Consider the following 24,708-nt stretch of genomic DNA (forward strand, 5'->3'; position numbering starts at 1 on the left):
CAAAGAACATGGCGCTTCTGATTCGATCAGAAGCGGCAAGGCTCTGGTCAAACCCGATGCCGGCGAAGATTTCGTCAATCGAGGTTGATATTGAACTCGTAGGCCTGCTTGCCGCCCACCAGAGTCAGTTTCAGCGCGGCACCTTCCGGCTTTGTGTCCGGCGGCAGACCCTCGAGGTTGAAAGAAAACCGTTTCACGCCGCGCGGCGCGCGATTGAGCCGCGTCGGAATCGGCAGCGCCCAATCCGGTGTCGGTCCTTCGACGAACAGGTCGACGTCATCCTTGGGATTGGCGGTCACGACATCGACGGTCACGGCTGATTCTCCCTTGCGCTTGACGTCACGGATCGTCAGCGGGTTGGGATCGCCGATCCGGGCCGGCTTCGGCACCGTATCGAGGGCGGCCGCCAGCGCGCTGTCCTCCGTGCTGGCGACGCTGACGAAAGGAAGCTCGATGCTTGCCTCGACGGGAACGCATAGCTTGGCGCAGACCGCGTAGGTGACGGTCGCGCGGAGCGTGATCGGCTTGTCGGCATTTTTGGCGGCGATGCGCAGCGGCAGCACGACCTGATCGTGGTAACCGAGCGAGTGTCCGCCCGCGCCGTCCGGAAATTTCGAGGGCGCCGGCCACAGCACGGTCACGGCGTCGACATTGTCCGACCTGGAGAAATCGAAACGCGGCGGCACCCCCGAATCGCCCGGCGTGCGCCAGTAGGTTTTCCAACCCGGCTCAAGCTGAAACGCGACGCCGCCGAGCAGCACCGCCCCGCTTCGCGAGCCGGCGAGAAGGCGGACCGCGGAGTGGCTGCCCTGCTGCCAGGGCGAGGCGTCCTGTGCCGTCGCAGGGGCCGAAAACGCGACAGCCAGCAACGCGACCGCAATACCGGACCTCGCATCGAGGGGAGCCTTGGTGATCATCCGACGTCCTTACAGGCAGGTGCTGCCCCAAACCATTGAAATGCTTGTGATCCGCTGTTTGGCCGGGGCGGGGAGGTTGATTGACAGAACAAACGTCCAATATCAGGATGTGAGGGCAACATGAGGGTCATTGCCGATGGATCCAGCGCGAAAAAAACCCGGCAGGAATCGGCGTCGGGCGGACGAAAGGGACGCCGACGACGCGGACCGAAGCTATCTGGACGGCCAGTTGCTGATCGCGATGCCGGTCATGGAAGATGAGCGGTTCGCGCGTTCCGTGATCTACGTTTGCGCGCACTCGTCCGAGGGAGCGATGGGCATCATCCTGAATCGGCCCGCCGGAAGTCTCGATTTCACCGATCTGCTGGTGCAACTCGATATCATCAAGAGGTCCGATCAAATCAAGCTGCCGGAAACCGCCGAGGCGATGAAAGTGATGAAGGGCGGCCCGGTCGAAACCGGCCGCGGCTTCGTCCTGCATTCAAGCGATTTCTTCATCGAGGATGCGACGCTGCCGATCGACGAGGGCATCTGCCTGACCGCGACGCTCGACATCCTCGAAGCCATTGCGAAGGGCGCCGGACCGAAACACGCGATCCTGGCGCTCGGTTATGCCGGCTGGGCGCCGGGCCAGCTCGAGACGGAAATCCAGGACAATGGATGGCTGCATTGTCCGGCTGATCCGGACCTGATCTTCGGGCGCGACGTCGAGGACAAGTATGCCCGCGCGCTGCACAAGATCGGCATCGATCCCGGCATGTTATCGAACGAAGCCGGCCACGCCTGAGCGAGCGGTTTTCTGTTTCCATGACAGTGGCATCATTATGCGCTGACTTGATTTGGGCATAATGAGGGAGTGCGATCAAGCGCTGCGCTGCCGAACCGGCGATGGGAGGGAGGAGGGCACGGGCCAAGTCGTTCACTAACTATAGCCCAATGTGTCGCGAAAATCCCGAGTTGCGCGACAAGATCACTATCTAGGCCCACCCCTTCGCATTGCGCAGCCTGATTCCGCTGGTGTGAAGAGTCGTTTCCCAAAGAGGTTTCAAGGGAAGCAGGCTATCGACCACACGCAGGTCCACGCCCCGGGGGGCGAAGGCTGACGGCAAATTGAGAAGGGTGTCGCAACCTAGCGGCTTCACTGCCACCCGGCTAACCCACATGCCTGCATCGTGCAAATTCTCAAAGCTATCGGTGGGTAGATCGTAGCGATGTATCGTGGCGTTCGCGAGATCGGGAAGCCGTTCACGTTCGACGTAAGCGGCTGCGCGATACCTGCCTAGCCATTCCGTCCTGTCGGCATCGTTTGTTTGTTCGGTTGCCCATATCAGGACGCGCGGGCAGTCGCGGGGGAACAGGTAAATAAAATCCACCCGCTCCTCGATGGCCCACACCAAGGGAGCATTCAGCCATCCCATGCCGGGCGCGCGTTGAGACGGCACCATCACTGAGCGCGGCATGAAGCTGGCTATGGCGGGATCATCGCTGAAGTGAAACAGCCGCACGTTGGCTAATACTCAATCTGTCCGGCCAGCGCGGAGACTTTGCTTCAAAACCCCGCTTCGTCATGCTTCAACTCGCCGCCTCGAGCCGCTCCTGGGCCAGGAGGCGCATGGTGGCATCGGCGTCCATCGGCTCGCCGAAGGCGAAGCCTTGCGCGTATTCGCAGCCCAGTTGATAGAGTTCCACCGCATCGGAATCGGTCTCGGCGCCTTCGGCGACCACATCCATGCCAAGATCGTGAGCGAGCGCGATGATCGACTTGAGAATGACCGGCCGGGTGCCGCGGCTGGTGGTGCGGACGAAGGACTGATCGATCTTGATGGTGTCGAACGGGAAGCGCTGCAGATAGGACAGCGAGGAATGGCCGGTGCCGAAGTCGTCGAGCGCGAGGGCGACGCCGAGTTCGCGTATCCGCTGCAGCATCTGTGCGGCGTGTTCCGGGTTCTCCATCACCAGCGATTCCGTCAGCTCCAGCTTCAGCGTGCCGCGCGCGATCGACGAGCGCGACAATACGGAGCGGACGTCCTGGATCAGATCGTGCCGCAGCAGTTGGCGCGATGAAACGTTGACGCTGGCGAAGATCGGCGCTCGCGATCGCATGGCGCGCTGCCAGATCGCGAGCTGGCGCGCGGTCTGGTCCATCACGAACGTGCCGAGGTCGACGATCAGGCCGGCTTCCTCGGCGATGGTGATGAACTCGTCCGGCGCCATCCGCCCGAGCTTGGGATGATCCCAGCGCGCCAGCGCTTCGAATCCGGCGGTCGAGCGATCCTCCAGGCGGATGATCGGCTGGTAAAGGATCGCGATCTCGCGCCGCTCCAGGGCGCGCCGCAGTTCGCCTTCCAGTGTCAGGCGGTCGTTTTTCCGGGCGCGCATTGCCGGCTTGTAGATATCGATGCGGTCGCCGCCGATACGTTTGGAATGGTACATCGCCAGTTCGGCGTCCTTGATGATCTCCTCCGTCAATTGCGTCTGCGGGTCGCTCAGCGCGACGCCGATCGAGGCGGTCAGGAAGATCTCCCTGTCGTTGAAGGCGATCGGCGCGCGGATCGCCTTGCGCATGGTTTCCGCGAAGGCGGTGATGCGCGGCGGATCCTGCTCCGACATCAGGATAAGGCCGAACTGATCGCCGGCAAGCCGTGCCAGCGTGTCCTGCGGTTTCAGGACGCGCGTGAGTCGCCGCGCCAGCGTCAGCAGGATCGAATCTCCGACCGCGACGCCGACGGAATCGTTGACCTGCTTGAAGCGGTCGAGATCGATCACCATCAAGGTCGGCCGCAGGCTGGGCATGGTCTTGGCGAAGGTCGCGACCGCGTTGAGGCGGTCGATGAACAGTTTGCGGTTGGGCAGGCCGGTCAGATTGTCGTGCACCGAGTCGTGCAGCATCCGCTCTTCGGCTTTCCTGGTCTCGGTGACGTCGGTGAGGGTGCCGACCACGCGCGAGACCTCGCCATCGGAGCCGACCACCGGCCGCGCCTTCAGCGCGAACCACATGAAATGGCCGTCGGGCGTGCGCAGCCGGAAGTCCTGCACCAGCCTGCCGCGGCGTTGATCGAGCACACTGTCCAGCGCCGCGCGAAACCGGTCCTGGTCAAGCGGATGCAGCACCTCCAGCCAGGTCGCCGCCGGTCCTTCGAGCGCGCCGCGTTTCAGGCCGAGCAGGCTTTCGGTTTCGGGACTGGTGAAGACCTTGTCGGCGGAGACATCCCAGTCCCAGACCAGATCGCCGGAGCCGGTCAGCGCCAGCGCGCGGCGCTCGACGTCGGAGACCACGCCTGCGGCTGCGCCGCCGCCCGCGAACGCGTGCTGCATCACCGTGAAACCGATCAGCATCACGATCAGCACGAGGCCGCCGAGCAAAGCCGGGCCGACAATGTCGTTGGTCACCCTGCCTTCGATGGTCATGCCGGCGGCCCCGACCCACACCACCAGCAGGAACCAGGTCGGAATCAGCAAAACCGCGCGATCGAAGCCGTGCGTCGAGAGGTAGACGATCAGCCCGAAGCCGAACACGGCGATCAACGCCAGCGAGATCCGCGCGATGCCGGAGGCGACCGCGGGATCGAACAGCGCAAGGCCCACCAGCGAGCCGAGGAAGGCGAGCCAGCCCAGCGTGATGTGCGAGTAGCGCACGTGCCAGCGGTTGAGATTGAGATAGGCGAACAGGAACACCAGCAGCGTCGCCGCGAGAATGGCCTCGCCCGCGGCGCGCCAGACCCGCTCGGCGCCGGCCGACATGTCCAGCACCTTGCCCCAGAAGCCGAAGTCGACGCCGATATAGACCAGCACCGCCCAGGCAAGCGCCGCAGCGGCGGGGAACATGATGCTGCCCTTGACCACGAACAGGATGGTCAGCACCAGCGCCAGCAGCCCCGAGATGCCGATGACGATGCCCTGATACAACGTGAAGGAGTTGATCTTGTCCTTGTAGGCGTCCGGTTCCCAGAGATAAAGCTGCGGCAGGTTGTCGGTGCGCATCTCCATGACGAAGGTGATCACGGCGCCGGGATCGAGGGTGATGCGGAAGACGTCGGCCGTGGCGCTCTCCTGCCGCTCGGGACGGTCTCCGGTCGATGGCGTGATGGTCGCAATGCGCGATTGCCCGAGATCCGGCCAGAGCAGTCCCGAAGACACCAGACGATAATGCGGAGCGACGATCAGGCGGTCGAGCTGATCGTCGGTGTTGTTGGCGAGCGCGAACACCACCCAGTTCTGGCCGCCTTCGCGTGCGCGCACCTCGACGCGGCGGACGATGCCGTCGGTGCCCGGCGCGGTCGAAACCTGAATGCGGTCGCTATCGCTGTGCTGATGGTCGAGGATGGCGGTGAGGTCGATGGCGGGCGCGTCGCTGCGGACGCTGACGGCGTCAATCGCGCGTGCCGGCGACGCAGCGGCGAAAATCATGAGGGCCAACGCGATCCACGCAAGCCAACTGATCGGACGCAATGTCAATTCCCCACGTTCAACATACACTCCCGACGCGGTGCGCGCGATACGGATCGATCCGGACGAATCTGCGAATCTGCATGTCACAGAATCGGTATGTCACAGAATGAAAGCGAATTCGCGTGAACCCGCCATCAGCCTTTCGCCGAACCCGCCGGCCGCGCGAGATAGATGACATAATTGCGGACGAAATTACAGGCTTTAGAGCATGGTCCCGAAATGCCTGGCCGGGATTTGATCCGGGGTGGAAACCGATTTCGGATAAGATCATGCTCCCCACCCAAAAGATTAAGGCGGAGTTTGATTCAACGCAGACCTTCGCCTCTAAACCGTCAACACAATTTTGCCAATATGTGAGCCGGTCTCCATCCGCCGATGCGCGTCCGCCGCTTTTTCGAGCGGGAAGCTGCTGTCGATCAGCGGCTTGATTCGTCCCTCGCGCATTAGCGGCAGCACTTTGGCTTCGATGGCGCCGACCATTGCGGCCTTGTCGGCCACCGAACGCGGCCGCAGCGCGGAGCCGGTATGGTGCAGCCGCTTGATCAGCAGCTTGACGAAATTGACGGTCGCTTTCGCACCATGGAGAAAGGCGATCTGGACGATGCGGCCCTCGACCGCGGCGGCATCGTAGTTCTTCTCGATGTAATCGCCGCCGACCATGTCGAGAATGACATCGGCTCCGGCGCCGCCTGTCAGCGCCTTCACCTCCGCGACGAAATCGTGTGTCCTGTAGTTGATGGCGTTGTCGGCGCCGAGCGCGAGGCAGGCGTCGGCCTTGTCCTGTGACCCGACGGTCACGATCACCTTCGCGCCGAACGCCTTTGCGAGCTGAATCGCCATGGTGCCGATGCCCGACGAACCGCCATGGACCAGCAGCGTCTGTCCGGCCTTCAGCGCGCCGCGCTCGAACACGTTGTGCCACACCGTCATCAGTGTTTCCGGCGTGGCGCCGGCTTCCACCATCGACAGCCCGGGCGGGATCGCCATCGCGATCGATTCATGGGCGACGCAGAATTGTGCGTAACCGCCGCCTGAGACCAGCGACATCACCTTGTCGCCGGGTTTGTACCTGGTGACGCTCTCGCCAACCGCGACCACCTCGCCGGCAACTTCGAGGCCGGGCAGGTCGCTGGCGCCGGGCGGTGGCGGATAACTGCCGGTCCGCTGCATGAGATCCGGCCGGTTGACGCCGGCGACCTCCACCCGGACCAGGATTTCGCCGGCGTCCGGCACGGGAACCGGGCGGGTTTCCGGCACAAGGACCTCCGGACCGCCGGGTTTGCTGATGCCGATGACGGTCATTTGCGCGGGCAGCTTTTCCATGGTTTGTCCTTGGAAAGCGGAAAAGTTAATGAGGTCTGACCACTCTATAGCGTTTTCGAGCGAAGTAGACGCGTGCGCGTGAAGAAAACACATCAGATCAAGGATCACTACCCGGGGCGGGATTGATGGCGAGCGAGGACGACGACAAGCCGAGGAAAAAGGTTGCCCACGAGATCGGACAGGATCTCTCGCTGCTTTCGGTGGACGAACTTGGCCAGCGCATCGCGCTCTTGACGGCAGAGATCGAGCGCCTGCGCGCCGCGGAGACGAAAAAGCGCGCCTCGAAGGACGCGGCAGACCGTTTCTTCAAGTCCTGAGCTTAGAGAGAGCCGGGTCGCCTTGCCCAAATTGCAAACGAATGCTGAAGAAATTCGTTCGTTTACGATTAGTTAAGCTTTCTCGACTATGACTGGAATGTCCTTCATTGGACATCGAGTGGCTTCCTGTCCACTCTGTTTGACGCCTCCCTGTTATCAACTTCAAAGCCGCCGGAAACGGCGGCTCTTTTTTGTCTGGCGTCATCTTTGTCTTGCGTCACTTGCGCATCGCATCAGCCGGGTTCCGCGCTCGGAACCGCTCCCGCGCCCTCCTGCAACTCTTAACCCTCGTTAACCTTTGCGAAGACCTCCGCTGGACTCCCGCCGTCCGGCGAGCAATGATTTGTTCATCATAAGCCGGCTCGCAAGAAAGCCGACGGACGGGGGTTTTCAGTTGCGTGAGGCGTCAACCATGTCGGATCCATCGGCGGGCGATACCGGTCCCATCCAGTTCGGCGAACGTCTCGCCGGGTCTTCGGCGTTCACCGGCCTGTTCCGGGAAGGCATGGACCTGGTCGAGGAAACCGCTGCCTATCTCGACGGCGACGGCCGCACGGAGGCGAAGGCGCTGGAGCGTTCGGTCAGCCTGACCTACGCGACCGAAAGCATGCGGCTGACCACGCGGCTGATGCAGCTTGCGTCATGGCTTCTGCTGCATCGCGCCGTGAAGGAAGGTGAGATGACGCTGGCGCAGGCCAATCGCGAAAAGACCAGGGTCAAGCTGACGGCGGCGGATCCCGGTCCGCAGGACATGGTGGAGAAATTGCCGGCGCAGTTACAGGACCTGATCGCGCGGTCGATGAATCTGCAGGCGCGGGTGCGCCGCCTCGACACCACCATTCACGCGCCGACCGTCGAACAGGAGCCAGCCGGCAATCCGCTGGTGCCGCACCTCAACCGTCTTAGGGAAGCCTTCGAGCGCCAGACCGGCTGAGGTGCCGCCGTGTGTCGAGCGACGGCATGTCGTCAAATCATGCCCGTAGATCAAGCCTTATAGATAAAGACCTGGTGTGTCGCTTCCCGATGGGGCCGACGTCGATGCAGGTATGGACCGCCTCGCAAACGCTTCCGCTATAACGTTTTCGAACGAAGTGAATACCGGCTCGCGTCAACAAAACGCGTCAAATCAAAATCCTAGAGCCTCGCTTCCGATTTCATCAGAAAGCGAGGCTCTAAGGAGTTCGAAAAACCAGGATGCGACGATCCCTTATTTAAGGAAGCCCGAGAACTTTTTCTGGAACCGGGAGACGCGGCCGCCACGATCGAGAATTTGCTGGGAGCCGCCGGTCCAGGCCGGATGTGACTTCGAATCGATGTCGAGGTTCAGCGTATCGCCGTCCTTGCCCCAGGTGGAACGGGTCAGATACTCCGTGCCGTCGGTCATCACGACCTTAATTGTATGATAATCCGGATGAATTTCGGCTTTCATGGCATGTCCTTGCAGCGCGGAAGGTTTTGGGCGGATTTGGCCCGCTCTATATCGCACCAAGGTTTGACGGACAAGCGCGCTTGCGCATTTGCCAGCGCGCGCCGGGGGGCCTATTACGTGCTCGGTCAGCAATATCATGGTCAGGCGGATGAGTTCGGTCCAAGTGCGTGAGAATACCTTGAAATCCCAGGCCATTGCGCTGCCGCTCAATGGTTCGCCGATTGCCGACGGGTCCCCGAAGCAGGAGCTCGGGGCGCCCGAACCCGCAATGACCGGTCAGACGCCGCCGTCCTCCGGCGCTCGCGGTGCGCGGCTGCGACCGCTGCTCGCGCTCATGCCCTATATCGCCCGCTATCGCGGACGGGCGCTGCTCGCACTGGTGGCGCTGGTAGTCGCAGCCCTGACGACGCTGGTGGTGCCGCTTGCGGTGCGCCGGATCATCGACTTCGGTTTCACCTCCGAAGGCGTCGCGATGATCAACAGCTATTTCAGCATGATGATCGGCGTCGTCGCCGTGCTCGCCGGCGCCAGCGCGGCGCGTTATTTTCTTGTGACGACGACCGGCGAGCGCATCGTCGCCGATCTCCGGCGCGACGTGTTTGCCCATCTGATGTCGCTGTCGCCGGTGTTCTTCGATACCGCCCGCAGCGGCGAGCTGATCTCGCGGCTGACCGCCGATACCACCCAGATCAAGTCCGCCGTCGGCTCCTCGATATCGGTCGCGCTGCGCAATGTGGTGCTGTTCGTCGGCGCTGCCTCGATGATGGTCATCACCAGCCCGCGCCTTTCCGGTCTGGTGCTGGCAGCGATCCCGCTGATCGTGCTGCCGCTGGTCGCATTCGGACGCTGGGTACGGCGGCTGTCGCGGAGCGCGCAGGACAACCTTGCCGACGCGACGGCCTATGCCTCCGAACTGGTCGGTGCGATCAGGACGGTGCAGGCCTACACCAACGAGCGGCTCGCCGACACTCGTTTCGGGACCGAGGTCGAGCATGCCTACACGGCGGCGCGCAATTCGGCGCGCGCCCGCGCCGTGCTCACCGCGATCATCATCTTCATCGTCTTCACCAGCGTGGTCCTGATCCTGTGGATCGGCTCTCGCGACGTGCTGAGCGGCGACATGACGCCGGGCCGGCTCGGCCAGTTCGTGCTCTATGCCGCCTTTGCCGCGACCGGTCTCGGTCAGTTGAGCGAAGTCTGGGGCGAGGTCGCCGCGGCGTCCGGCGCGGCCGAGCGTCTGTTCGAACTGCTTCGTGTCAAGCCGGTGATCGCAGCGCCCCCGTCGCCGCGCGCGCTGCCGACGCCGTCGCGTGGCGATGTCGCGCTGGACAATGTCAGCTTCGCCTATCCGTCGCGCCCGCAGGTCAAGGTGCTCGACGGCGTCTCGCTGGCGGTGAAGCCCGGCGAGAAGGTTGCCATCGTCGGCCCGTCCGGCGCGGGGAAGAGCACGCTGTTTCACCTGCTGCTGCGGTTCTACGATCCGGCCTCCGGCACCATTTCCTTCGACGGCGTTCCGCTGCGCTCCGCCGATCCGCGCGAAATTCGCGAGCGCATCGCGCTGGTGCCGCAGGATTCGGTGGTGTTCGCGGCATCCGCCCGCGAAAACATCCGTTTCGGCCGGCCGGATGCGTCCGACGCCGATGTCGAGCGCGCGGCCGATCTCGCTCATGCGACCGAGTTCATCCGCCGGCTGCCCGGCGGCTTCGACGCCATGCTCGGCGAGCGCGGCGTGACGCTATCCGGCGGACAGCGCCAGCGCATCGCCATCGCCCGCGCGATCCTGCGCGATGCGCCGCTGCTGCTGCTCGATGAAGCGACCTCCTCGCTCGACGCCGAATCCGAGACGCTGGTTCAGACCGCGCTGGAAGAACTGATGAAGCATCGCACCACGCTGGTGATCGCGCATCGGCTCGCCACCGTGCTTTCCTGCGACCGCATCATGGTCATGGATAAGGGTCGGATCGTGGAGCAGGGCACGCATGCTTCGCTGGTCGCCGCCAACGGACTGTACGCGCGGCTGGCGCGGCTGCAGTTCGAGGGGGTGTAGACGGTCTCTTGTGCTTTCCTGACGCCGCGCAGCACGATCGGCGCGCCGGCTGATCCGGGGCCGTTACAAGAGCCGCCGGTTGAGACGGTTCGTGCCTCGCGGAGCCAGCGTCAAAACGCTGCACCGCGTCCGGAACCCGCTTTCCGCTGGGAAGGTGAGAAAGCAGTCACGCCTTCCACACCATCTTCTTCACCGGCCGCCCCGACGTCGGATTGACGTCGTCGCCCGCATGCGCGAACCCGTTGCGCGCGTAGAATCGGATGGCGCGCACGTTGTCGGTGTTGACCAACAGCGTGATGCCCGCGGGCGACAGCCGTTTCGCCTCGTTCATCAGCGCGTTTGCGATATCGCTCCCCCAATGCGCGGGGTCGACCACGAGCTGGTCGAGATAGCCTCCCGTGTCGATGGTGACGAAGCCGACAAGTTCGCCGGCTCGTTCGGCGACGATGATCGCAGCATTCGGCGCCAGTTCGTTGCGCCAGCGTTCGCGCCACCACGGCACGCGCGCAGCGAAGTCGATCGCGGGATAGGCTTGCTGCCACGTCGCCTGCCAGAGCGCGATGGCGGCGTCTTCGTCAGCGGGCACGTATGGGCGGAGTTCGAACGCATGGGTCACTTGGTTGGGCATGATCCTACCCGAAAACCGGAAGTCCACTCTTGGGGATCATGCCCTCACCGCTCTGTCAGCTTCAGTTCGATGCGGCGGTTGCGTTTGTAGGCATCTTCCGTGGTGCCGGCATCGAGCGGCTGGAATTCGCCGAAGCCTGCCGCGACCAGGCGCTGCGGCGGCACGCCGCGTGAGATCAGATACTGCACCACCGAAATCGCGCGCGCGGACGACAAGTCCCAGTTCGACTTGAAGACAGGGCTGTTGATCGGCCGGACGTCGGTATGGCCGTCGACCCGAAGCACCCAGGCGATGTCGCTCGGGATCTGCTTGTCGAGATCGGCCAGCGCGCCGGCCACCTTGTCGAGTTCGGCTTTGCCTTCCGGCAGCAGCACCGCCTGCCCGGTATCGAAGAAAACTTCGGACTGGAAGACAAAGCGGTCGCCGACGACCCGGATATCAGGCCGGTTGCCGAGAATGGCGCGGAGTTGCCCGAAGAATTCCGAACGATAGCGCGACAACTCCTGCACCCGCTTCGCCAGTGCGACGTTCAGCCGCTGTCCGAGATCGGCGATGCGATTCTGGGATTCCTTGTCTTTCTTCTCGGATGCGTCGAGCGCGTCTTCCAGCGCCGCCAGTTGCCGGCGCATCGCGCCGATCTGCTGGGTGAGCACCTCGACCTGAGCCAGCGCGCGGGCCGAAATCTGTTTCTCGGATTCCAGCGCCTTGTTCAGTTGGGTGTTGCGGCCGGCGGCGTTGTTGCCGGCGCCGGCGAGGCCGTCATAAAGACCCTTGATGCGGTCGCGCTCGGCCTCCGCCGATGCGAGACCCGCGCGCAACTGGCTGACCTCGTAATCGAGGCTGACTTTGCCCGATTTTTCCAGCGACAGCAGATCGGTCAACTCTGCGATCTTGGAATTGAGCTGGTCGAGTGCCTTGTCCTTGCCGGACACTTCCTGCGACAGGAAAAACTGCACGACCAGAAACACCGACAACAGGAACACGATCGCGAGCACCAGCGTCGAGAGGGCGTCGACGAATCCCGGCCAGTAGTTGAAGCCGCTTTCGTTTCTGCGGGCGCGCGCAAGGGCCATCTTTCCTGACTCTCAGGCTTCTCCCCCGGCCGCAGGGGATGCGGGCCGTGAAGCGGCCGCCGGTGGCAGAGGTACGGTCAGCTCTTCTTCCGGCGGCTGCGCGAGAAACTCCAGCAGCTTCTTGATCTCGCGGTTCTGCTCGCCTTGTTCGTCGGCCCATTCGCGGATCATCTGCTGTTCGGTCCGCATATGGGTGACCAGCCCCTGAATGGCTTCCGCGAGGCTTGCCATCGCGGCGGTCGTGTCCGGGCCGGGCCGCGCCTGCTCGAGACTGGCGCGAAGTCCCTCGATCGCGGTCTTGATCTCGGCCGACGGATCGGCGCGCGTCTCGGCGTCATATTCGCGAACGGTGGTGGCGAGCCAGTCTTCGAGGTCGGTATAGAAGCGGTTCTGCGCCTGGCTGGACTGCAGGTCGAGGAAACCGAGGATCAGCGATCCGGCGAGGCCGAACAGCGAGGACGAAAACGAAATGCCCATGCCGCCAAGCGGCGCGGCGAGGCCTTCCTTCAGCGTGTCGAACAGCGACCCGGCGTCGCCGCCGACCTTCAGGCCCTCGATCACCTTGCCGACCGAGCCGACGGTTTCGATCAGGCCCCAGAAGGTGCCGAGCAGGCCGAGGAACACCAGAAGGCCGGTCATGTAGCGTGAGATGTCGCGGGCTTCATCGAGCCGGGTTGCGATCGAATCGAGCAGATGCCGCATGGTCTGCTGCGAGATCGCCATCCGCCCGGTTCGTTCGCCTCCGAGAATCGCGGCCATCGGCGCCAGCAGCCGTGGTCGCCGGTCGGGGCCTGCCCGGCCCGGGCTGGCGATGCGGAAATTGTTGACCCAGGCGATCTCGGGAAAAAGCCGGATCACCTGCCGGAACGCGAAGATGATTCCGATCGCGAGCACGGCGGCGATCAGCGCGTTGAGGCCGGGATTGGCGAAGAAAGCCAGAACGATCTGCTTGTAGAGTATCACCGCCACCAGGGCGCACAGCACGATGAACACCAGCATGCGCACCAGGAATATCCGGGGCTGCGGCAGCTTGGTCAGTTCGATCTCCCGTGCGGAGCCTGTGGTCGTGCCTTGCGCCATGAGTGAGCTTGCTTACCCGTGAGGAGAGAGGCCGAGACTCAAGACATGCCGCATTATGCCACGGTGTCGCAGGCAAAAAATAGCTGATCCACTGGTTTTGTCATGTCGTCGCGGCATTTGCGCAAAGCGCCGTGGCTTCTCCCGCTGCCGACAGTTGGCTCCGAAAAGGCGGGGCGTCTCCAGGCCCGCGCTTGCTTCGCGCCGGCATCGCTGCAGTTGCGCGTCACAGTCCGCGGCGCAACGCCGCATGTCGCGTCCTCGCATCTGCTTACTTTTTTCCTTCGATCTGCATGGAACCCGGCTCACGACTGTGTGAATCGGGAAAACCGGCGTGAGGTCAGCGAGGTAGCTTTGTGTGACATTGCGCCGCCGCCGCAATGTATTGCGCCGCAGTGTCTGTCGACTAATCTGGAGTAACCGGAAAGTGCACGGATTCGTGTCGGACTCTGCGAGGCATCAGGCTTCGCGGGACGAGAATCTGTGCTCGACCTTTCCGCATCACGGGGTCTCCAGGTTAATGCCAGGATTTAATCCACGACTGACGTCCGTCGCTCTTCTGATCGCCGGATTGTCACCGCTCCTCGGCGGTTGCGACGAGCCAGTCACGGCAGAAGCTTCGATCAGCGCGATCACCCCCGAAGTCAGCGTTGTCACCGTGGTTCCCAAGCCGCACGCGATGGTGCGCGAGCTGCCAGGGCGCATCGCGCCGATGCGCGTCGCCGAAGTGCGCCCGCGCGTCTCCGGCATCATCACCGAGCGGCTGTTCAAGCAGGGCAGCGAGGTCAAGGCCGGCGATCCGCTGTATCAGATCGATTCCAAGCCGTTCGAGGTCGAATTGCAGGCTGCGGAAGCGGCGCTGGCGAAGGCAAACGCGATATTCGAGCAGGCATCGCTGCAGGCCAAGCGCATCGAACAACTGACGGCGCGTCACGCGACTTCCGAGGTCGAAAACGAGAAGGCGATCGCCGCCCTGCGTCAGGCGGAGGCCGATGTCGCCGCCCGCAAGGCCGACGTCGCGCGCGCGCGGCTCCACCTCGATTACACAACGATCCGCGCGCCGATCGACGGCGTGGTCGGCGCTGCCCAGGTCACAGAGGGTGCGCTTGTGGTTCAGAACGACACCGCCAGCCTCGCGACGGTGCAGCAGCTCGACACCATCTATGCCGACTTCACCCAGTCGGTGAGCGACCTCAACAGTCTGCGCCGGGCGTTCGAGAGCGGCGATCTGGAGCGCATCGCGCCGGGCGCGGCGAAAGTCCGCCTCGTGCTCGACGACGGCGCGCTTTACCCGCTGCCGGGAAAATTCCTGTTTTCAGAAGCCAAGGTCGATGCCTCGACCGGCCAGGTGACGCTGCGCGGCGAGTTTCCGAATCCGAAGCGAGAATTGCTGCCGGGCATGTATGTCCGCGTGCTGCTGGAGCAGGGCGTCGACAGCGATGCGATTGCAGTTCCGCAGCAGGCGGTGCAGCGCGATTCCGCCGGCGGCAGCGAGGTTTTTGTCGTCAAGGACGATGGCCGCGTGATCGTGCGGCCGATTCGGACGGCGTCCGTCCATTACGGCCAGTCGATGGTCAGCCAGGGCCTCAAGGCCGGCGATCGCGTCGTCGTCGAGGGGTTCCAGAAGTTCACGGCCGGCGACAAGGTTAACGCCGTGATGTGGGCGGATGCCGAGGCTTCGGCACAGAACGGAGCGGCGCCTGACGAGACGACGGCCGCGCAGCGGTAACCGATCATGCCGGCATTCTTCATCGACCGGCCTGTTTTTGCCTGGGTGATCGCGCTGTTCATCTGCCTGATCGGCGCGATCTCGATTCCACTTCTGGCTGTGGCGCAGTATCCGATCATCGCGCCACCCTCGATCTCGATCTCGACCGCATATCCCGGCGCGTCACCACAGAACCTTTACAACAGCGTCACGCGCCTGATCGAGGAACAGCTCAACGGCGCCTCGGGCATTCTCAGTTTCGAATCGACCAGCGACTCTCTGGGGCAGGTCGAGATCACCGCCTATTTCGTCCCCGGCACGCAGCTCGACATGGCGTCGGTGGATGTGCAGAACCGCATCAAGCGCATCGAGGCGCGCCTGCCGTCCGTCGTGCTGAAGGAAGGCATCCTGGTCGAGGAAGCCTCCAGCGACACGCTGCAGATCGTCACGCTGCGCTCGACCGACGACAGCCTCGACGAGGTCGGCCTCGGCGATTTCATGATGCGCAACATCATCGGCGAGATCCGGCGCCTTCCCGGCGTCGGCCGCGCCACGCTGTTTTCCACCGAACGCTCGCTGCGCGTATGGATCGATCCGGACAAGCTGGTCGGCTACGACCTGACATCGGACGACGTCACCAAGGCGATCGCGACGCAGAACGCGCAGGTGGCCTCGGGCAGCATCGGCGCACCGCCGAGCCGGGTCGGGCAGAAGACCGCAGCGCTGGTGTTGGTGAGCGGGCAGCTCACCACGCCCGAGGAATTCGGCTCCATCCTGCTGCGCGCCAACCGCGACGGCTCCACAGTGCGGCTGCGCGACGTGGCGCGGATCGAGGTCGGCGGCATGGATTACCGCTTCACCACCCGCCTCAACGGCAAGCCGACCGCAGGCCTGTCGGTGATGCTTGCGCCGGGTTCAAACGCGCTTGCCACCGCGAGCGCGGTGAAGGCCAAGATGAAGGAGCTGTCGAAGTTCTTTCCCGCGAACATCGCCTACGACATCCCCTACGACATCACGCCGGTGGTGGAGGCCTCGATCGAAAAGGTCCTGCATACCCTGATCGAGGCGGTCGTGCTGGTGTTTCTCGTGATGTTCCTGTTCTTGCAGAACATCCGCTACACCATCATTCCCACCGTCGTGGTGCCGGTGGCGCTGCTCGGCACCTGTTCGGTCCTGCTGTTCGCCGGCTACTCCATCAACATGCTGACCATGTTCGGCATGGTGCTGGCGATCGGCATTCTGGTCGACGACGCCATCGTCGTGGTCGAGAACGTCGAACGCATCATGACGGAGGAGGGACTGCCGCCGAAGGAGGCCGCGCGCAAGGCGATGTCGCAGATCACCAGCGCCATCATCGGCATCACGCTGGTCCTGATGGCGGTGTTCGTGCCGATGGCGTTCTTTCCAGGCTCTGTCGGCATCATCTACAGGCAATTCTCCGTCACGGTGGTCGCGGCGATCGGTTTCTCCGCGCTGATGGCGCTGTCGCTGACGCCTGCGCTCTGCGCCACGCTGCTGAAACCGGTCGAGGCCCGACACAGTCACGCGCGCAAGGGCGTGTTCGGCTGGTTCAATCGCCGGCTCGACGGCGTGCGCGGCCGCTATGTCTCGACAGTCGGCTGGTCGCTGAAGCGGACCGGGCGTCTGATGGTGATTTACGCGGTCCTTGTGGGCGCTCTCGTCTGGGCGTTCGTTCGGCTGCCTGCCGGGTTCGTGCCAGTGGATGACCAGGGCTTCATCACGACGGACGTGCAGACCCCGTCGGATTCGTCCCACGGCCGCACCGAGGCGGCGGTTTCGGCGGTCGAGAAATATCTCGCCAAACGGCCCGGGATACAGGACGTCACGTTCCTTACCGGCTTTGCCTATTCGGGACAGGGCATGAACACGGCGCAGGCGTTCATCACCCTGAAGGACTGGTCGGAACGGCCCGAGAAGGATTCCGCCGCCAATATCGTGGCTGACATCAACCGCGATCTGGCTTCGCTGCGCGACGCCAAGATCACCGCGCTGCAGCCGCCGCCGATCGACAACCTCGGCAATTCCTCCGGCTTCAGTTTCCGACTGCAGGATCGCGGCCAGAAGGGCTACGCGGCGCTGGTGCAGGCGACCGATCAGTTGATAGCCGAGGCCAATGCCAGCCCGATCTTGAGGAACGTCTATGTCGAAGGCCTGCCGTCCGCGCCGCTGGTCAATCTCGTGATCGATCGCGAGAAGGCCAGCGCCCTCGGCGTCTCGTTCGAGGCCATCAACGATACCATGTCGATCAACCTCGGATCCACCTACGTCAACGACTTCCCCAATCGCGGGCGGATGCAGCGCGTGATCGTGCAGGCGGACCGCGACGGCCGCACGACGGCGGACGACATCCTCAGCTACAATGTCAAGAACAGCAGCGGACGGCTGGTCCCGTTCTCGTCGTTCGCCTCGATCGACTGGTCGAGGGGACCGACGCAGATCGTCGGCTTCAACTACTATCCGGCCATGCGCATCACCGGTGAGGCGCGCCCGGGCTATACATCCGGCGAAGCCATCGCCGAGATCGAGCGGCTTGCGGCCCGTCTGCCGCGCGGCTTCGGCTACGAGTGGACCGGCCAGTCGTTGCAGGAAAAACTGTCGGGGTCGCAGGCGCCGTTCCTGCTCGCGCTCTCGGCGCTGGTGGTCTTCCTCTGCCTTGCCGCGCTCTATGAAAGCTGGACCATTCCGCTTGCCGTGCTGCTCACGGTGCCGCTCGGCATTTGCGGCGCGGTCATCGCGGCGAGTGCGCGCGGCCTCGCCAACGACGTCTATTTCACAGTCGGTCTCGTCACCATCATCGGCCTGGCTGCGAAGGACGCCATTCTCATCATCGAGTTCGCCAAGGATTTGCGCGCGCAGGGCAAGCCACTCAGGGAGGCCACGATCGAAGCGTGCGCGCTGCGCTTCCGTCCCATTCTGATGACCGGTCTCGCCTTCGTCTGCGGCGTGCTGCCGATGGTGGTCGCCCAGGGAGCGGGCGGAGCGAGCCAGCAGGCGCTCGGCACCAGCGTGATGGGTGGCATGATCGCGGTGGTGGTGCTGGCGCTGTTGATGGTGCCGGTGTTCTTCGTTGTCGTGATGCGCGTGCTCGGACGCGACAAGAGCGGCCTGGAGCCGGTGACCGAGCCGGAGGTTTACGGGCCTCCGGCGCCGCTGCATCCGGCGGAGTAGCGTGGGGTGCGTGTTGTTCACCGCTCCTCAACCGGGAAAGCAAAGCCGGTCGGGTGAGGGGGACTGGACAATGTTGAGGTCGTGCCCTCTCAACCCAACGCTCTTCCCGGTCAAAGTCGGAGACTTTTGACATCAAGGTTGTCCAACTCGGGTAAACTCGGATTGGACAGGAGAGGGAGCGCTCGTTACCTCGCAGCGAATGTTTCGGCCAGGTCAGAGGGACTTAATTCACAGCGGCCTGATGATCCTCACCAGTTCGCCGTGGACGAACTCGTTGCCGCAGATCACGTCGCCGGTCACAAGCGGATCGTCGTCGCCCTGGATGCCGCTGACGATGCCGCCGGCCTCGCGCACGATGATCTGTCCGCCGGCAATGTCCCAGGGCTGCAGGTTGCGTTCCCAGTAGCCGTCGAGGCGTCCGGCCGCGACGTAAACCAGATCGAGCGACGCCGCGCCGAAGCGGCGCAGACCGGCCACCTTGGGCTGAAGTGCCGCCATTTCCCGCCGCGACAGTTCGTGATCGCCGCGTCCGATGTGCGGCAGGCCGCAGGCGATGACGCAATCGTTCATCTGGCGCCGCCCGGCCACGCGCAGCCGCTGGTCGTTGAGAAATGCGCCCTTGCCGCGCTCGGCGGTGTAGAGTTCGTCGGTGGCCGGATTGTAGACCAGCCCCGCGATCAGCACGCCGTCGCGCTGCAGGCCGATCGAGATGCCGAAATGCGGAATGCCGTGCAGGAAATTGGTGGTGCCGTCGAGCGGATCGACGATCCAGGTGTGGCTCTTGTCGGTGCCCTCGCGGTTGCCGCCTTCCTCGCCGAAAAAGCCATAGCCCGGGCGCGCCTTGCTGAGATCCTCGTAAATGATTTCCTCGGCGCGCTTGTCGGCGAGGCTGACGAAATTCGCCGGTCCCTTCAGCGACACCTGAAGATTTTCGATCTCACCGAGATCGCGTTTCAGGCTGCGGCCCGCGCGGCGCGCGGCCTTGACCATGACGTTCATGAGGGCGGATTGCAGCATGATTTTCGGCTCGGATGAAGGGTGCGGACTGGGTGCCCTGCGCCAACGCCTCCGTCAAGGCGTCATTTGACTCCGAGCCATTTGCGGGCGGCTTCCTCGGCCTTGGCGCGTTCTTCCGGCGTTGCCTGCGCCATCGCCTCGTCAAGCATCAGATCACCCTTGCCGGCGGTTTTCGCAACGATGTGCCATTTCAGGCCTTCGACCTTGTCCATCGGCGCTCCCATGCCGGTGACGAGGACGTGAGCGAGACGATTCTGCGCGATCGCGCTGTTCTGCCTGGCGGCCTTGCGCAGCAGCGACACCGCGGCGGCCTCGTTCTTCTCGGTGCCGGTGCCGTTGAACAGCGCGATGGCGTATTCGACTTCGGCATCGACGTTGCCGGCGAGCGAGGCCGCCTGCAGCAGGCGCACCGATGTGAAGAGATTCTTTTCCACGCCGGTGCCTTCCTTGTAGAAGGTCGCCAGCGCATATTGCGCCTCCGGGCTGCCGGCGTCGGCGGCGAACCGCAGCAATTCGGCGGCGCGTTTGAAGTCCTGCGGCAGCGTCTGCCCGTCCATGTAGAGCAGCGCGAGGTTATAGGCGGCCTTCGGTTCGCCGAGCTTGGCCGAGGAGGCCAGCAGTTTAACGGCGCCAGCCCGGTCCGGCGCTCCGCCGTGCCCGCTGATCTGCAGCATGGCGAGCGCGAACATCGCCTCGCGGTCACCAAGGTCGGCTGCGCGCCGGTACCACTCGATCGCCTTGCCGTAGTCGCGCTTGATGCCCAGCGCGTTGGCATAAAGCTCGCCGAGCATGGTCATGGCGGCGGGGTCCTTGTTCTCCTGCGCCCGCTTCATCGCGAGGTCGAACGCAGTCTTGTACAGGCCGCGCTGATAGGCGCCGTAGACCATGTCGGCGTTCGGATTGTCGGGAGCGGGAGCGTCCGCTTTGTCGTTGGGTGTGAGTGCCGGTTTCCCAGGCGTCGCGGCTTCCTTCGGCGGCGATGGAGGCTTGACGGGTTTGGTCCTGACGCTCTTGCTTGGCCGGGACGGCGCGTCGTTTGCCTGTGGCGTCAACTGGAGCTGCGCCAGTGCGCTTTCGCCGAGCATGAGAACGCTCGCGACAATGGCAAGAGGACGGACAACAGAACGCAGAACCGTCATCCGGCGGCACCTCCCTCCGCGTCCGTTGCTGCAGGTGTCGTGCGGCCGTCTTGCAGTCGGTGCCCCTGCCGGATCGCCTCGGCGACCTCCGCCAGCGCCGTCTCCGCGCCGCGCGGGTCGTTCCAGACGAACTCGCCGGCGAGAATGAAATCTGCGCCCGACGCGGCAGAGATGCGTGTCTCCTCCCAGCTCGCGGCATAGCCGACGCAAGGAGGTTCGAACAGTTCGGCCCACCATTTGAGCCGCTCCGCGATCGCGTCGGTGGAGGGCCGTTCGCCGGCGTGATCCGGCTCGCCGAACAACACGTAATCCGCGCCGGCCTCGCCCGCGATCATGGAGTCGTGACGCGTCGACAGTCCGCCGACCCCGGCGATGCGCTCGGGTTTCAGCGCCGGCAGCGCCTCCTGCAACGCCTCGATGCCGGCGAGATGCGCGCCGTCGGCGCCCGAGCGCGCGACCAGATCGGCGTGACCGTCGAGCAACAGCGCCGCGCCGCCGGCTTGGATCGCTGGGGTCAACGCCTTGATGCGCGAAATCAGCGAGCGCGGATCGGACGGCGAAAGCCGCACCAGCACGGCTGCGACATCGAAGCTTGCGACCAGAGCGGCAAGCCGCGCCGTCAATTGCGACGGATCGTCGATGACCGGCGTCGCAAGATAAAGCCTGGGGAGAGGACGCGATGGAGCGGCCTTGGACGACATCTGGAGCCTGAACCTTTTGAGTGTTTCAGAAGACACACATCGTGGAGCACTGCGAAACTTCCTCTCCCGCAAGCGGGAGAGGTGAGGAGTAACTCGTTGCATTCAATGCGAACTGGGCGTGCTTCGCTTCGCTCGCAATGACGGCAAAATCAGGTCCGTGAAGAAAGCCTCACGCGGCCTTCTTTTCCAGATCGGCTTTCCACGCGCCCCTGCTGGCGAGCGAATTCATCCGGGCACGGTGATTGAAGGCGCGTTGACCAGCGGCAACGTTCTCAGCCTTGCCGGCCCACGCCTTCTGCGGCGCAGCCTGCAGCGCGCGGCCATAGGAGAAGGTAAGCTTCCACGGCAGGTTGCCGATCCGGTTCATGGCGTCGAGATGGGCTGTGGCCTCCTCGTCGGACTGTCCGCCGGACAGGAAGGCGATGCCGGGGACGGCGGCCGGCACGCAGGCTTTCAGCATGCGCACGGTTTTTTCCGCGACTTCCTGCACCGATGCCTGCTTCGCGCATGTCTTGCCGGAGATCGCCATGTTCGGCTTCAGGATCATGCCTTCGAGCGCCACGCGCTGCTTGCGCAGTTCCTGGAACGTCACGTTGAGCACCCGCGTCGTGACCTCAAGGCAGCGGTCGATGTCGTGATCGCCGTCCATCAGCACTTCCGGCTCGACGATCGGCACGACCTGGGCGGCTTGGCAGAGCGCAGCATAGCGTCCCAGCGCATGGGCGTTGACGCCCACGGCTGTCATGCTCGGGATGCCTCTCGCGTTGATGGCGATCACTGCGCGCCACTTCGCAAAGCGTGCGCCACGGTCGTAGTATGTCTTCAATCGGTCGGCGAGCCGGTCCAGTCCGACGGTGACGCGTTCGCCGGGGCATGCGGGCAGGGGCTGCGTGCCTTCGTCGACCTTGATGCCGGGAATGGCGCCGGCCTGCTCGATCAGCTTGATGAGCGGCGTGCCATCTTCGGCCTTCTGCCAGATGGTTTCGTCATAGAGAATGACGCCGGAGATGTAGTTCGTCATGGCGTCGGTTGAGCGGAACAGCATCTCGCGATAGTCGCGACGGCTGTCCTCGGTGGACGTCACGCCGATCGCGTCGAACCGTTTGGTGATGGTGCCGGACGATTCGTCGGCGGCGAGAATGCCCTTGCCCGGCACGACCATGGCTTGGGCCACCTTGTTGAGGTCGACGAGATTCATGGGCGGCTCCTTCTGCGTGCCCGAAACCGGCATGCCGGTTCCGAGACCCATACAGGCATGAGAATTGCGGCTTTCCGGCGCTGCAACTCATTTTGCCGCGAGAAGCAGCGTCATTTCGCCCGCAAAACCTCCACGCCGGGCAGCGGCTTGCCTTCCATCCACTCCAGGAAAGCCCCGCCGGCGGTCGAGACGTAGGAGAAGTCCCCGGCCACTCCGGCCTGGTTCAGGGCCGCGACGGTATCGCCGCCGCCCGCGACGGATACCAGTTTCCCGGCCTTGGTGCGGGCTGCCGCGTGTCGTGCGGCGACGACGGTGCCGCGATCGAAGGGCGTCAGTTCGAACGCGCCCAGCGGGCCGTTCCAGACCAGCGTCGCGGCGTCGTCGATGGCGGAATGAACGCGTTCCACCGATTGCGGACCGACGTCGAGAATCATGCCGTCGGCCGGGATCGCATCCAGCCCGTAGGCGTGGGAGGGCGCATTGGCGGCGAAATGGAACGCCACCGTGGCGTCGACCGGGAGGATGATGGCGCAGTTGGCGGCCTGGGCCTTTTCGAGAATGCGCAGCGCGGTTGGGGCGAGATCCTTTTCCGCCAGCGACTTGCCGACGTTGACACCTTGCGCGTGGAGGAAGGTGTTGGCCATGCCGCCGCCGATCACCAGCGCGTCGACCTTGCTGACGAGATTTTCCAGAAGGTCGATCTTGGTCGACACCTTCGCGCCGCCGATGATGGCGATGACGGGTTTCGTCGGCGCCTCGAGCGCCTTGTTCAGCGCCTCGAGTTCGGCCTGCATGGTGCGTCCCGCATAGGCCGGAAGCTTGTGGCCGAGGCCTTCGGTCGAGGCGTGGGCGCGATGCGCGGCGGAGAAGGCGTCATTGACCCAGATGTCGCCAAGCTTGGCCAGTTCGGCGACGAAGGCCGGATCGTTCTTTTCTTCTTCCCTGTGGAAGCGGGTGTTCTCCAGGCAAAGGATGTCGCCATTCTTCATCGCGGCGACGGCCTTCTGCGCGACGTCGCCGATGCAATCGTCGGCGAACGCGACCGGCCTGCCGAGCACTTTCGAAAGTTCGGCCGCGACCGGTTTCAGTGAATCCTTGGGGTCGGGGCCTTTGGGCCTGCCGAAGTGCGCCAGCAGGATCGCCTTGCCGCCCTTGTCGGCAATTTCCGCGATCGTCGGCGCTATGCGATCCAGCCGGGTGGTGTCGGTGACGCGCCCCTGCTCCATGGGAACGTTGAGGTCGACGCGCAGCAGCACGCGCTTTCCGTTCACGTCAACGTCAGCAAGGGTGCGGAAGGGCTTTGTCATGGCTGGGTATCCCGGACACGGTGCGTGCACGGTGCGCCGCAGAGCCGGGACCGCTACGCAGGAAAAATTGCGGATGGAATGAGCCGGTTCCGCATCGCGGCGCTTGCGCCGCGATGCGTCCGGACGCGTCGTCTCAGATCAGCTTGGCCATCGCGACCGCGGTGTCGGTCATGCGGTTGGAGAAGCCCCATTCGTTGTCATACCACGACAGCACGCGCACCAGCGTGCCGTTCTGCACCTTGGTCTGGTCGATGTGGAACGTCGAGGAATGCGGGTCGTGATTGAAGTCGCTGGAAACGTTGGGCTGGTCGGTGGTGCCGAGAATGCCCTTCAGTTCCTGCGAGGCGGCGCGCTTCATCGCCTCGTTGATCTCCTGAGCGGTGGTCTCTCTCTTGGCGATCACCTTGAGGTCGACCACCGAGACGTTCGGCGTCGGCACGCGGATCGCGACGCCGTCGAGCTTGCCCTTGAGTTCAGGCAGCACCAGGCCGATCGCGCGGGCGGCGCCGGTCGAGGTCGGAACCATCGAAAGCGCCGCGGCGCGGCCGCGATAGAGGTCCTTGTGCATGGTGTCGAGCGAGGGCTGGTCGCCGGTATAGGCGTGGATCGTGGTCATGAAGCCGGTCTCGATGCCGACTAGATCGTTGATGACCTTGGCGACCGGCGCGAGGCAATTGGTGGTGCAGGAGCCGTTCGAGACGACCAGGTGGTCCTTGGTCAGCTTGTCATGGTTGACGCCATAGACCACGGTCATGTCGGCGTTCTCGGCCGGAGCCGACACCAGCACGCGCTTGGCGCCGGCGGTGAGGTGCGCGGCCGCCTTGTCGCGCGCGGTGAAGAAGCCGGTGCACTCCATCGCGATATCGATGCCGAGCTCCTTCCAGGGCAGCTTGGCGGGATCGCGCTCGGCGGTCACCTTGATCTTGTTCTTGCCGATGACGATGCTGTCGCCTTCGACCTTCACCTCATACGGAAAGCGGCCATGCACGGAGTCGAAGCGCAAGAGATGCGCGTTGGTTTCGACCGGGCCGAGATCGTTGATGGCGACGATCTCGAGATCGTCGCGCTTGGCCTCGTAGATGGCGCGCAAAACGTTGCGGCCGATGCGGCCAAAGCCGTTGATTGCGACCCGGACTGCCATGTCTTTTTTCTCCTTCAAATAGGGCATTGTCTCCGCGCAACGGCAAGT

20 protein-coding genes are annotated in these 24,708 nt (G+C 64.0%); 6 read left to right on the forward strand and 14 right to left on the reverse strand.

The window, feature by feature from the left end; all coding sequences use genetic code 11:
• Positions 1 to 74 precede the first annotated feature (74 nt).
• Positions 75 to 917 (reverse strand): protein-disulfide reductase DsbD domain-containing protein, encoded by an 843-nt coding sequence (locus tag ACS3WB_RS02530; protein ID WP_438273978.1) that lies wholly within the window; start codon positions 915 to 917, stop codon positions 75 to 77.
• Positions 918 to 1,053: 136 nt separating this feature from the next.
• Between ACS3WB_RS02530 and ACS3WB_RS02535 the strand changes: the two genes are divergently transcribed.
• Entirely contained in the window at positions 1,054 to 1,704 is a 651-nt protein-coding gene (locus tag ACS3WB_RS02535) for a YqgE/AlgH family protein (RefSeq protein ID WP_438273979.1), read from the forward strand.
• A gap of 190 nt (positions 1,705 to 1,894) precedes the next feature.
• On the opposite strand, the gene ACS3WB_RS02540 is transcribed toward ACS3WB_RS02535, so the two are convergent.
• From ACS3WB_RS02540 to ACS3WB_RS02550, 3 genes are all read right to left on the reverse strand, one after another.
• Positions 1,895 to 2,422 (reverse strand): DUF6886 family protein, encoded by a 528-nt coding sequence (locus ACS3WB_RS02540; RefSeq protein ID WP_438273980.1) that lies wholly within the window; start codon positions 2,420 to 2,422, stop codon positions 1,895 to 1,897.
• A 67-nt stretch (positions 2,423 to 2,489) separates the two neighbouring features.
• The gene (locus ACS3WB_RS02545) at positions 2,490 to 5,366 is read right to left on the reverse strand and encodes an EAL domain-containing protein (protein ID WP_438273981.1); all 2,877 of its coding nucleotides are present in this window, start codon (positions 5,364 to 5,366) and stop codon (positions 2,490 to 2,492) included.
• Between the two features lie 324 nt (positions 5,367 to 5,690).
• The gene (locus ACS3WB_RS02550; protein ID WP_438273982.1) at positions 5,691 to 6,689 is read right to left on the reverse strand and encodes an NAD(P)H-quinone oxidoreductase; all 999 of its coding nucleotides are present in this window, start codon (positions 6,687 to 6,689) and stop codon (positions 5,691 to 5,693) included.
• A 125-nt stretch (positions 6,690 to 6,814) separates the two neighbouring features.
• Between ACS3WB_RS02550 and ACS3WB_RS02555 the strand changes: the two genes are divergently transcribed.
• Positions 6,815 to 7,006, forward strand: coding sequence for a DUF1192 domain-containing protein (locus ACS3WB_RS02555; RefSeq protein WP_438273983.1), 192 nt, complete (start codon positions 6,815 to 6,817; stop codon positions 7,004 to 7,006).
• A 412-nt stretch (positions 7,007 to 7,418) separates the two neighbouring features.
• The gene (rcdA, locus tag ACS3WB_RS02560) at positions 7,419 to 7,940 is read left to right on the forward strand and encodes a protease adaptor protein RcdA (RefSeq protein ID WP_438273984.1); all 522 of its coding nucleotides are present in this window, start codon (positions 7,419 to 7,421) and stop codon (positions 7,938 to 7,940) included.
• A gap of 273 nt (positions 7,941 to 8,213) precedes the next feature.
• Here rcdA and rpmE read toward each other — a convergent pair whose 3' ends face one another.
• Positions 8,214 to 8,435, reverse strand: a complete 222-nt coding sequence (rpmE, locus tag ACS3WB_RS02565; RefSeq protein WP_438274028.1) for a 50S ribosomal protein L31 — start codon at positions 8,433 to 8,435, stop codon at positions 8,214 to 8,216.
• 268 nt (positions 8,436 to 8,703) lie between these two features.
• Here rpmE and ACS3WB_RS02570 point away from each other — a divergent pair, with 268 nt between their 5' ends.
• Positions 8,704 to 10,482, forward strand: coding sequence for an ABC transporter transmembrane domain-containing protein (locus tag ACS3WB_RS02570; protein ID WP_438273985.1), 1,779 nt, complete (start codon positions 8,704 to 8,706; stop codon positions 10,480 to 10,482).
• Between the two features lie 166 nt (positions 10,483 to 10,648).
• Here ACS3WB_RS02570 and ACS3WB_RS02575 read toward each other — a convergent pair whose 3' ends face one another.
• Genes ACS3WB_RS02575 through ACS3WB_RS02585 form a run of 3 tightly spaced genes read right to left on the reverse strand, consistent with a single transcriptional unit; the run spans position 10,649 to position 13,263 of the window.
• Complete coding sequence (locus ACS3WB_RS02575; RefSeq protein ID WP_438273986.1) at positions 10,649 to 11,110, reverse strand: GNAT family N-acetyltransferase; 462 nt, start codon at positions 11,108 to 11,110, stop codon at positions 10,649 to 10,651.
• 44 nt (positions 11,111 to 11,154) lie between these two features.
• Positions 11,155 to 12,183 (reverse strand): peptidoglycan -binding protein, encoded by a 1,029-nt coding sequence (locus ACS3WB_RS02580; protein WP_438273987.1) that lies wholly within the window; start codon positions 12,181 to 12,183, stop codon positions 11,155 to 11,157.
• A 12-nt stretch (positions 12,184 to 12,195) separates the two neighbouring features.
• Entirely contained in the window at positions 12,196 to 13,263 is a 1,068-nt protein-coding gene (locus ACS3WB_RS02585) for a flagellar motor protein MotA (protein ID WP_438273988.1), read from the reverse strand.
• A gap of 517 nt (positions 13,264 to 13,780) precedes the next feature.
• On the opposite strand from ACS3WB_RS02585, the gene ACS3WB_RS02590 reads away from it, so the two are divergent.
• On the forward strand, positions 13,781 to 14,989 hold the full coding sequence (locus ACS3WB_RS02590) for an efflux RND transporter periplasmic adaptor subunit (protein WP_438273989.1): 1,209 nt from the start codon (positions 13,781 to 13,783) through the stop codon (positions 14,987 to 14,989).
• A 6-nt stretch (positions 14,990 to 14,995) separates the two neighbouring features.
• Positions 14,996 to 18,157 (forward strand): multidrug efflux RND transporter permease subunit, encoded by a 3,162-nt coding sequence (locus ACS3WB_RS02595; protein WP_438273990.1) that lies wholly within the window; start codon positions 14,996 to 14,998, stop codon positions 18,155 to 18,157.
• A 228-nt stretch (positions 18,158 to 18,385) separates the two neighbouring features.
• Here the strand turns inward: ACS3WB_RS02595 and ACS3WB_RS02600 are convergent, their stop codons facing one another.
• The 6 genes from ACS3WB_RS02600 to gap all read right to left on the reverse strand — a co-directional run bounded on the left by ACS3WB_RS02600 (position 18,386) and on the right by gap (position 24,660).
• Positions 18,386 to 19,174, reverse strand: a complete 789-nt coding sequence (locus ACS3WB_RS02600; protein WP_292695702.1) for an inositol monophosphatase family protein — start codon at positions 19,172 to 19,174, stop codon at positions 18,386 to 18,388.
• Positions 19,175 to 19,236: 62 nt separating this feature from the next.
• Positions 19,237 to 20,313, reverse strand: a complete 1,077-nt coding sequence (locus ACS3WB_RS02605; protein ID WP_438273991.1) for a tetratricopeptide repeat protein — start codon at positions 20,311 to 20,313, stop codon at positions 19,237 to 19,239.
• Positions 20,310 to 21,014, reverse strand: a complete 705-nt coding sequence (locus tag ACS3WB_RS02610) for a thiamine phosphate synthase (protein ID WP_438273992.1) — start codon at positions 21,012 to 21,014, stop codon at positions 20,310 to 20,312. The genes ACS3WB_RS02605 and ACS3WB_RS02610 overlap by 4 nt, the downstream gene beginning before the upstream one ends.
• A gap of 169 nt (positions 21,015 to 21,183) precedes the next feature.
• Complete coding sequence (locus ACS3WB_RS02615) at positions 21,184 to 22,212, reverse strand: class I fructose-bisphosphate aldolase (protein ID WP_438273993.1); 1,029 nt, start codon at positions 22,210 to 22,212, stop codon at positions 21,184 to 21,186.
• A gap of 110 nt (positions 22,213 to 22,322) precedes the next feature.
• Positions 22,323 to 23,519: a phosphoglycerate kinase gene (locus tag ACS3WB_RS02620; protein ID WP_438273994.1), complete on the reverse strand. Its 1,197-nt coding sequence runs from the start codon at positions 23,517 to 23,519 to the stop codon at positions 22,323 to 22,325.
• Positions 23,520 to 23,652: 133 nt separating this feature from the next.
• The gene (gene gap, locus ACS3WB_RS02625; protein WP_438273995.1) at positions 23,653 to 24,660 is read right to left on the reverse strand and encodes a type I glyceraldehyde-3-phosphate dehydrogenase; all 1,008 of its coding nucleotides are present in this window, start codon (positions 24,658 to 24,660) and stop codon (positions 23,653 to 23,655) included.
• Positions 24,661 to 24,708: the final 48 nt, after the last annotated feature.

This window comes from Nitrobacter sp. (assembly GCF_051535215.1).
Classification (GTDB): Bacteria; Pseudomonadota; Alphaproteobacteria; order Rhizobiales; family Xanthobacteraceae; genus Nitrobacter.

Coding starts and splice junctions, on each gene's coding strand:
- ACS3WB_RS02615 (WP_438273993.1), bottom strand. CDS start 22,212: ATGAATCTCGTCGACCTCAACAAGGTGGCCCAAGCCATGGTCGTGCCG.
- ACS3WB_RS02530 (WP_438273978.1), bottom strand. CDS start 917: ATGATCACCAAGGCTCCCCTCGATGCGAGGTCCGGTATTGCGGTCGCG.
- ACS3WB_RS02570 (WP_438273985.1), top strand. CDS start 8,704: ATGACCGGTCAGACGCCGCCGTCCTCCGGCGCTCGCGGTGCGCGGCTG.
- ACS3WB_RS02580 (WP_438273987.1), bottom strand. CDS start 12,183: ATGGCCCTTGCGCGCGCCCGCAGAAACGAAAGCGGCTTCAACTACTGG.
- ACS3WB_RS02610 (WP_438273992.1), bottom strand. CDS start 21,014: ATGTCGTCCAAGGCCGCTCCATCGCGTCCTCTCCCCAGGCTTTATCTT.
- ACS3WB_RS02620 (WP_438273994.1), bottom strand. CDS start 23,519: ATGACAAAGCCCTTCCGCACCCTTGCTGACGTTGACGTGAACGGAAAG.
- ACS3WB_RS02550 (WP_438273982.1), bottom strand. CDS start 6,689: ATGGAAAAGCTGCCCGCGCAAATGACCGTCATCGGCATCAGCAAACCC.
- ACS3WB_RS02555 (WP_438273983.1), top strand. CDS start 6,815: ATGGCGAGCGAGGACGACGACAAGCCGAGGAAAAAGGTTGCCCACGAG.
- ACS3WB_RS02575 (WP_438273986.1), bottom strand. CDS start 11,110: ATGCCCAACCAAGTGACCCATGCGTTCGAACTCCGCCCATACGTGCCC.
- rpmE (WP_438274028.1), bottom strand. CDS start 8,435: ATGAAAGCCGAAATTCATCCGGATTATCATACAATTAAGGTCGTGATG.
- rcdA (WP_438273984.1), top strand. CDS start 7,419: ATGTCGGATCCATCGGCGGGCGATACCGGTCCCATCCAGTTCGGCGAA.
- ACS3WB_RS02605 (WP_438273991.1), bottom strand. CDS start 20,313: ATGACGGTTCTGCGTTCTGTTGTCCGTCCTCTTGCCATTGTCGCGAGC.
- ACS3WB_RS02535 (WP_438273979.1), top strand. CDS start 1,054: ATGGATCCAGCGCGAAAAAAACCCGGCAGGAATCGGCGTCGGGCGGAC.
- ACS3WB_RS02600 (WP_292695702.1), bottom strand. CDS start 19,174: ATGCTGCAATCCGCCCTCATGAACGTCATGGTCAAGGCCGCGCGCCGC.
- ACS3WB_RS02595 (WP_438273990.1), top strand. CDS start 14,996: ATGCCGGCATTCTTCATCGACCGGCCTGTTTTTGCCTGGGTGATCGCG.
- ACS3WB_RS02590 (WP_438273989.1), top strand. CDS start 13,781: ATGCCAGGATTTAATCCACGACTGACGTCCGTCGCTCTTCTGATCGCC.
- ACS3WB_RS02585 (WP_438273988.1), bottom strand. CDS start 13,263: ATGGCGCAAGGCACGACCACAGGCTCCGCACGGGAGATCGAACTGACC.
- gap (WP_438273995.1), bottom strand. CDS start 24,660: ATGGCAGTCCGGGTCGCAATCAACGGCTTTGGCCGCATCGGCCGCAAC.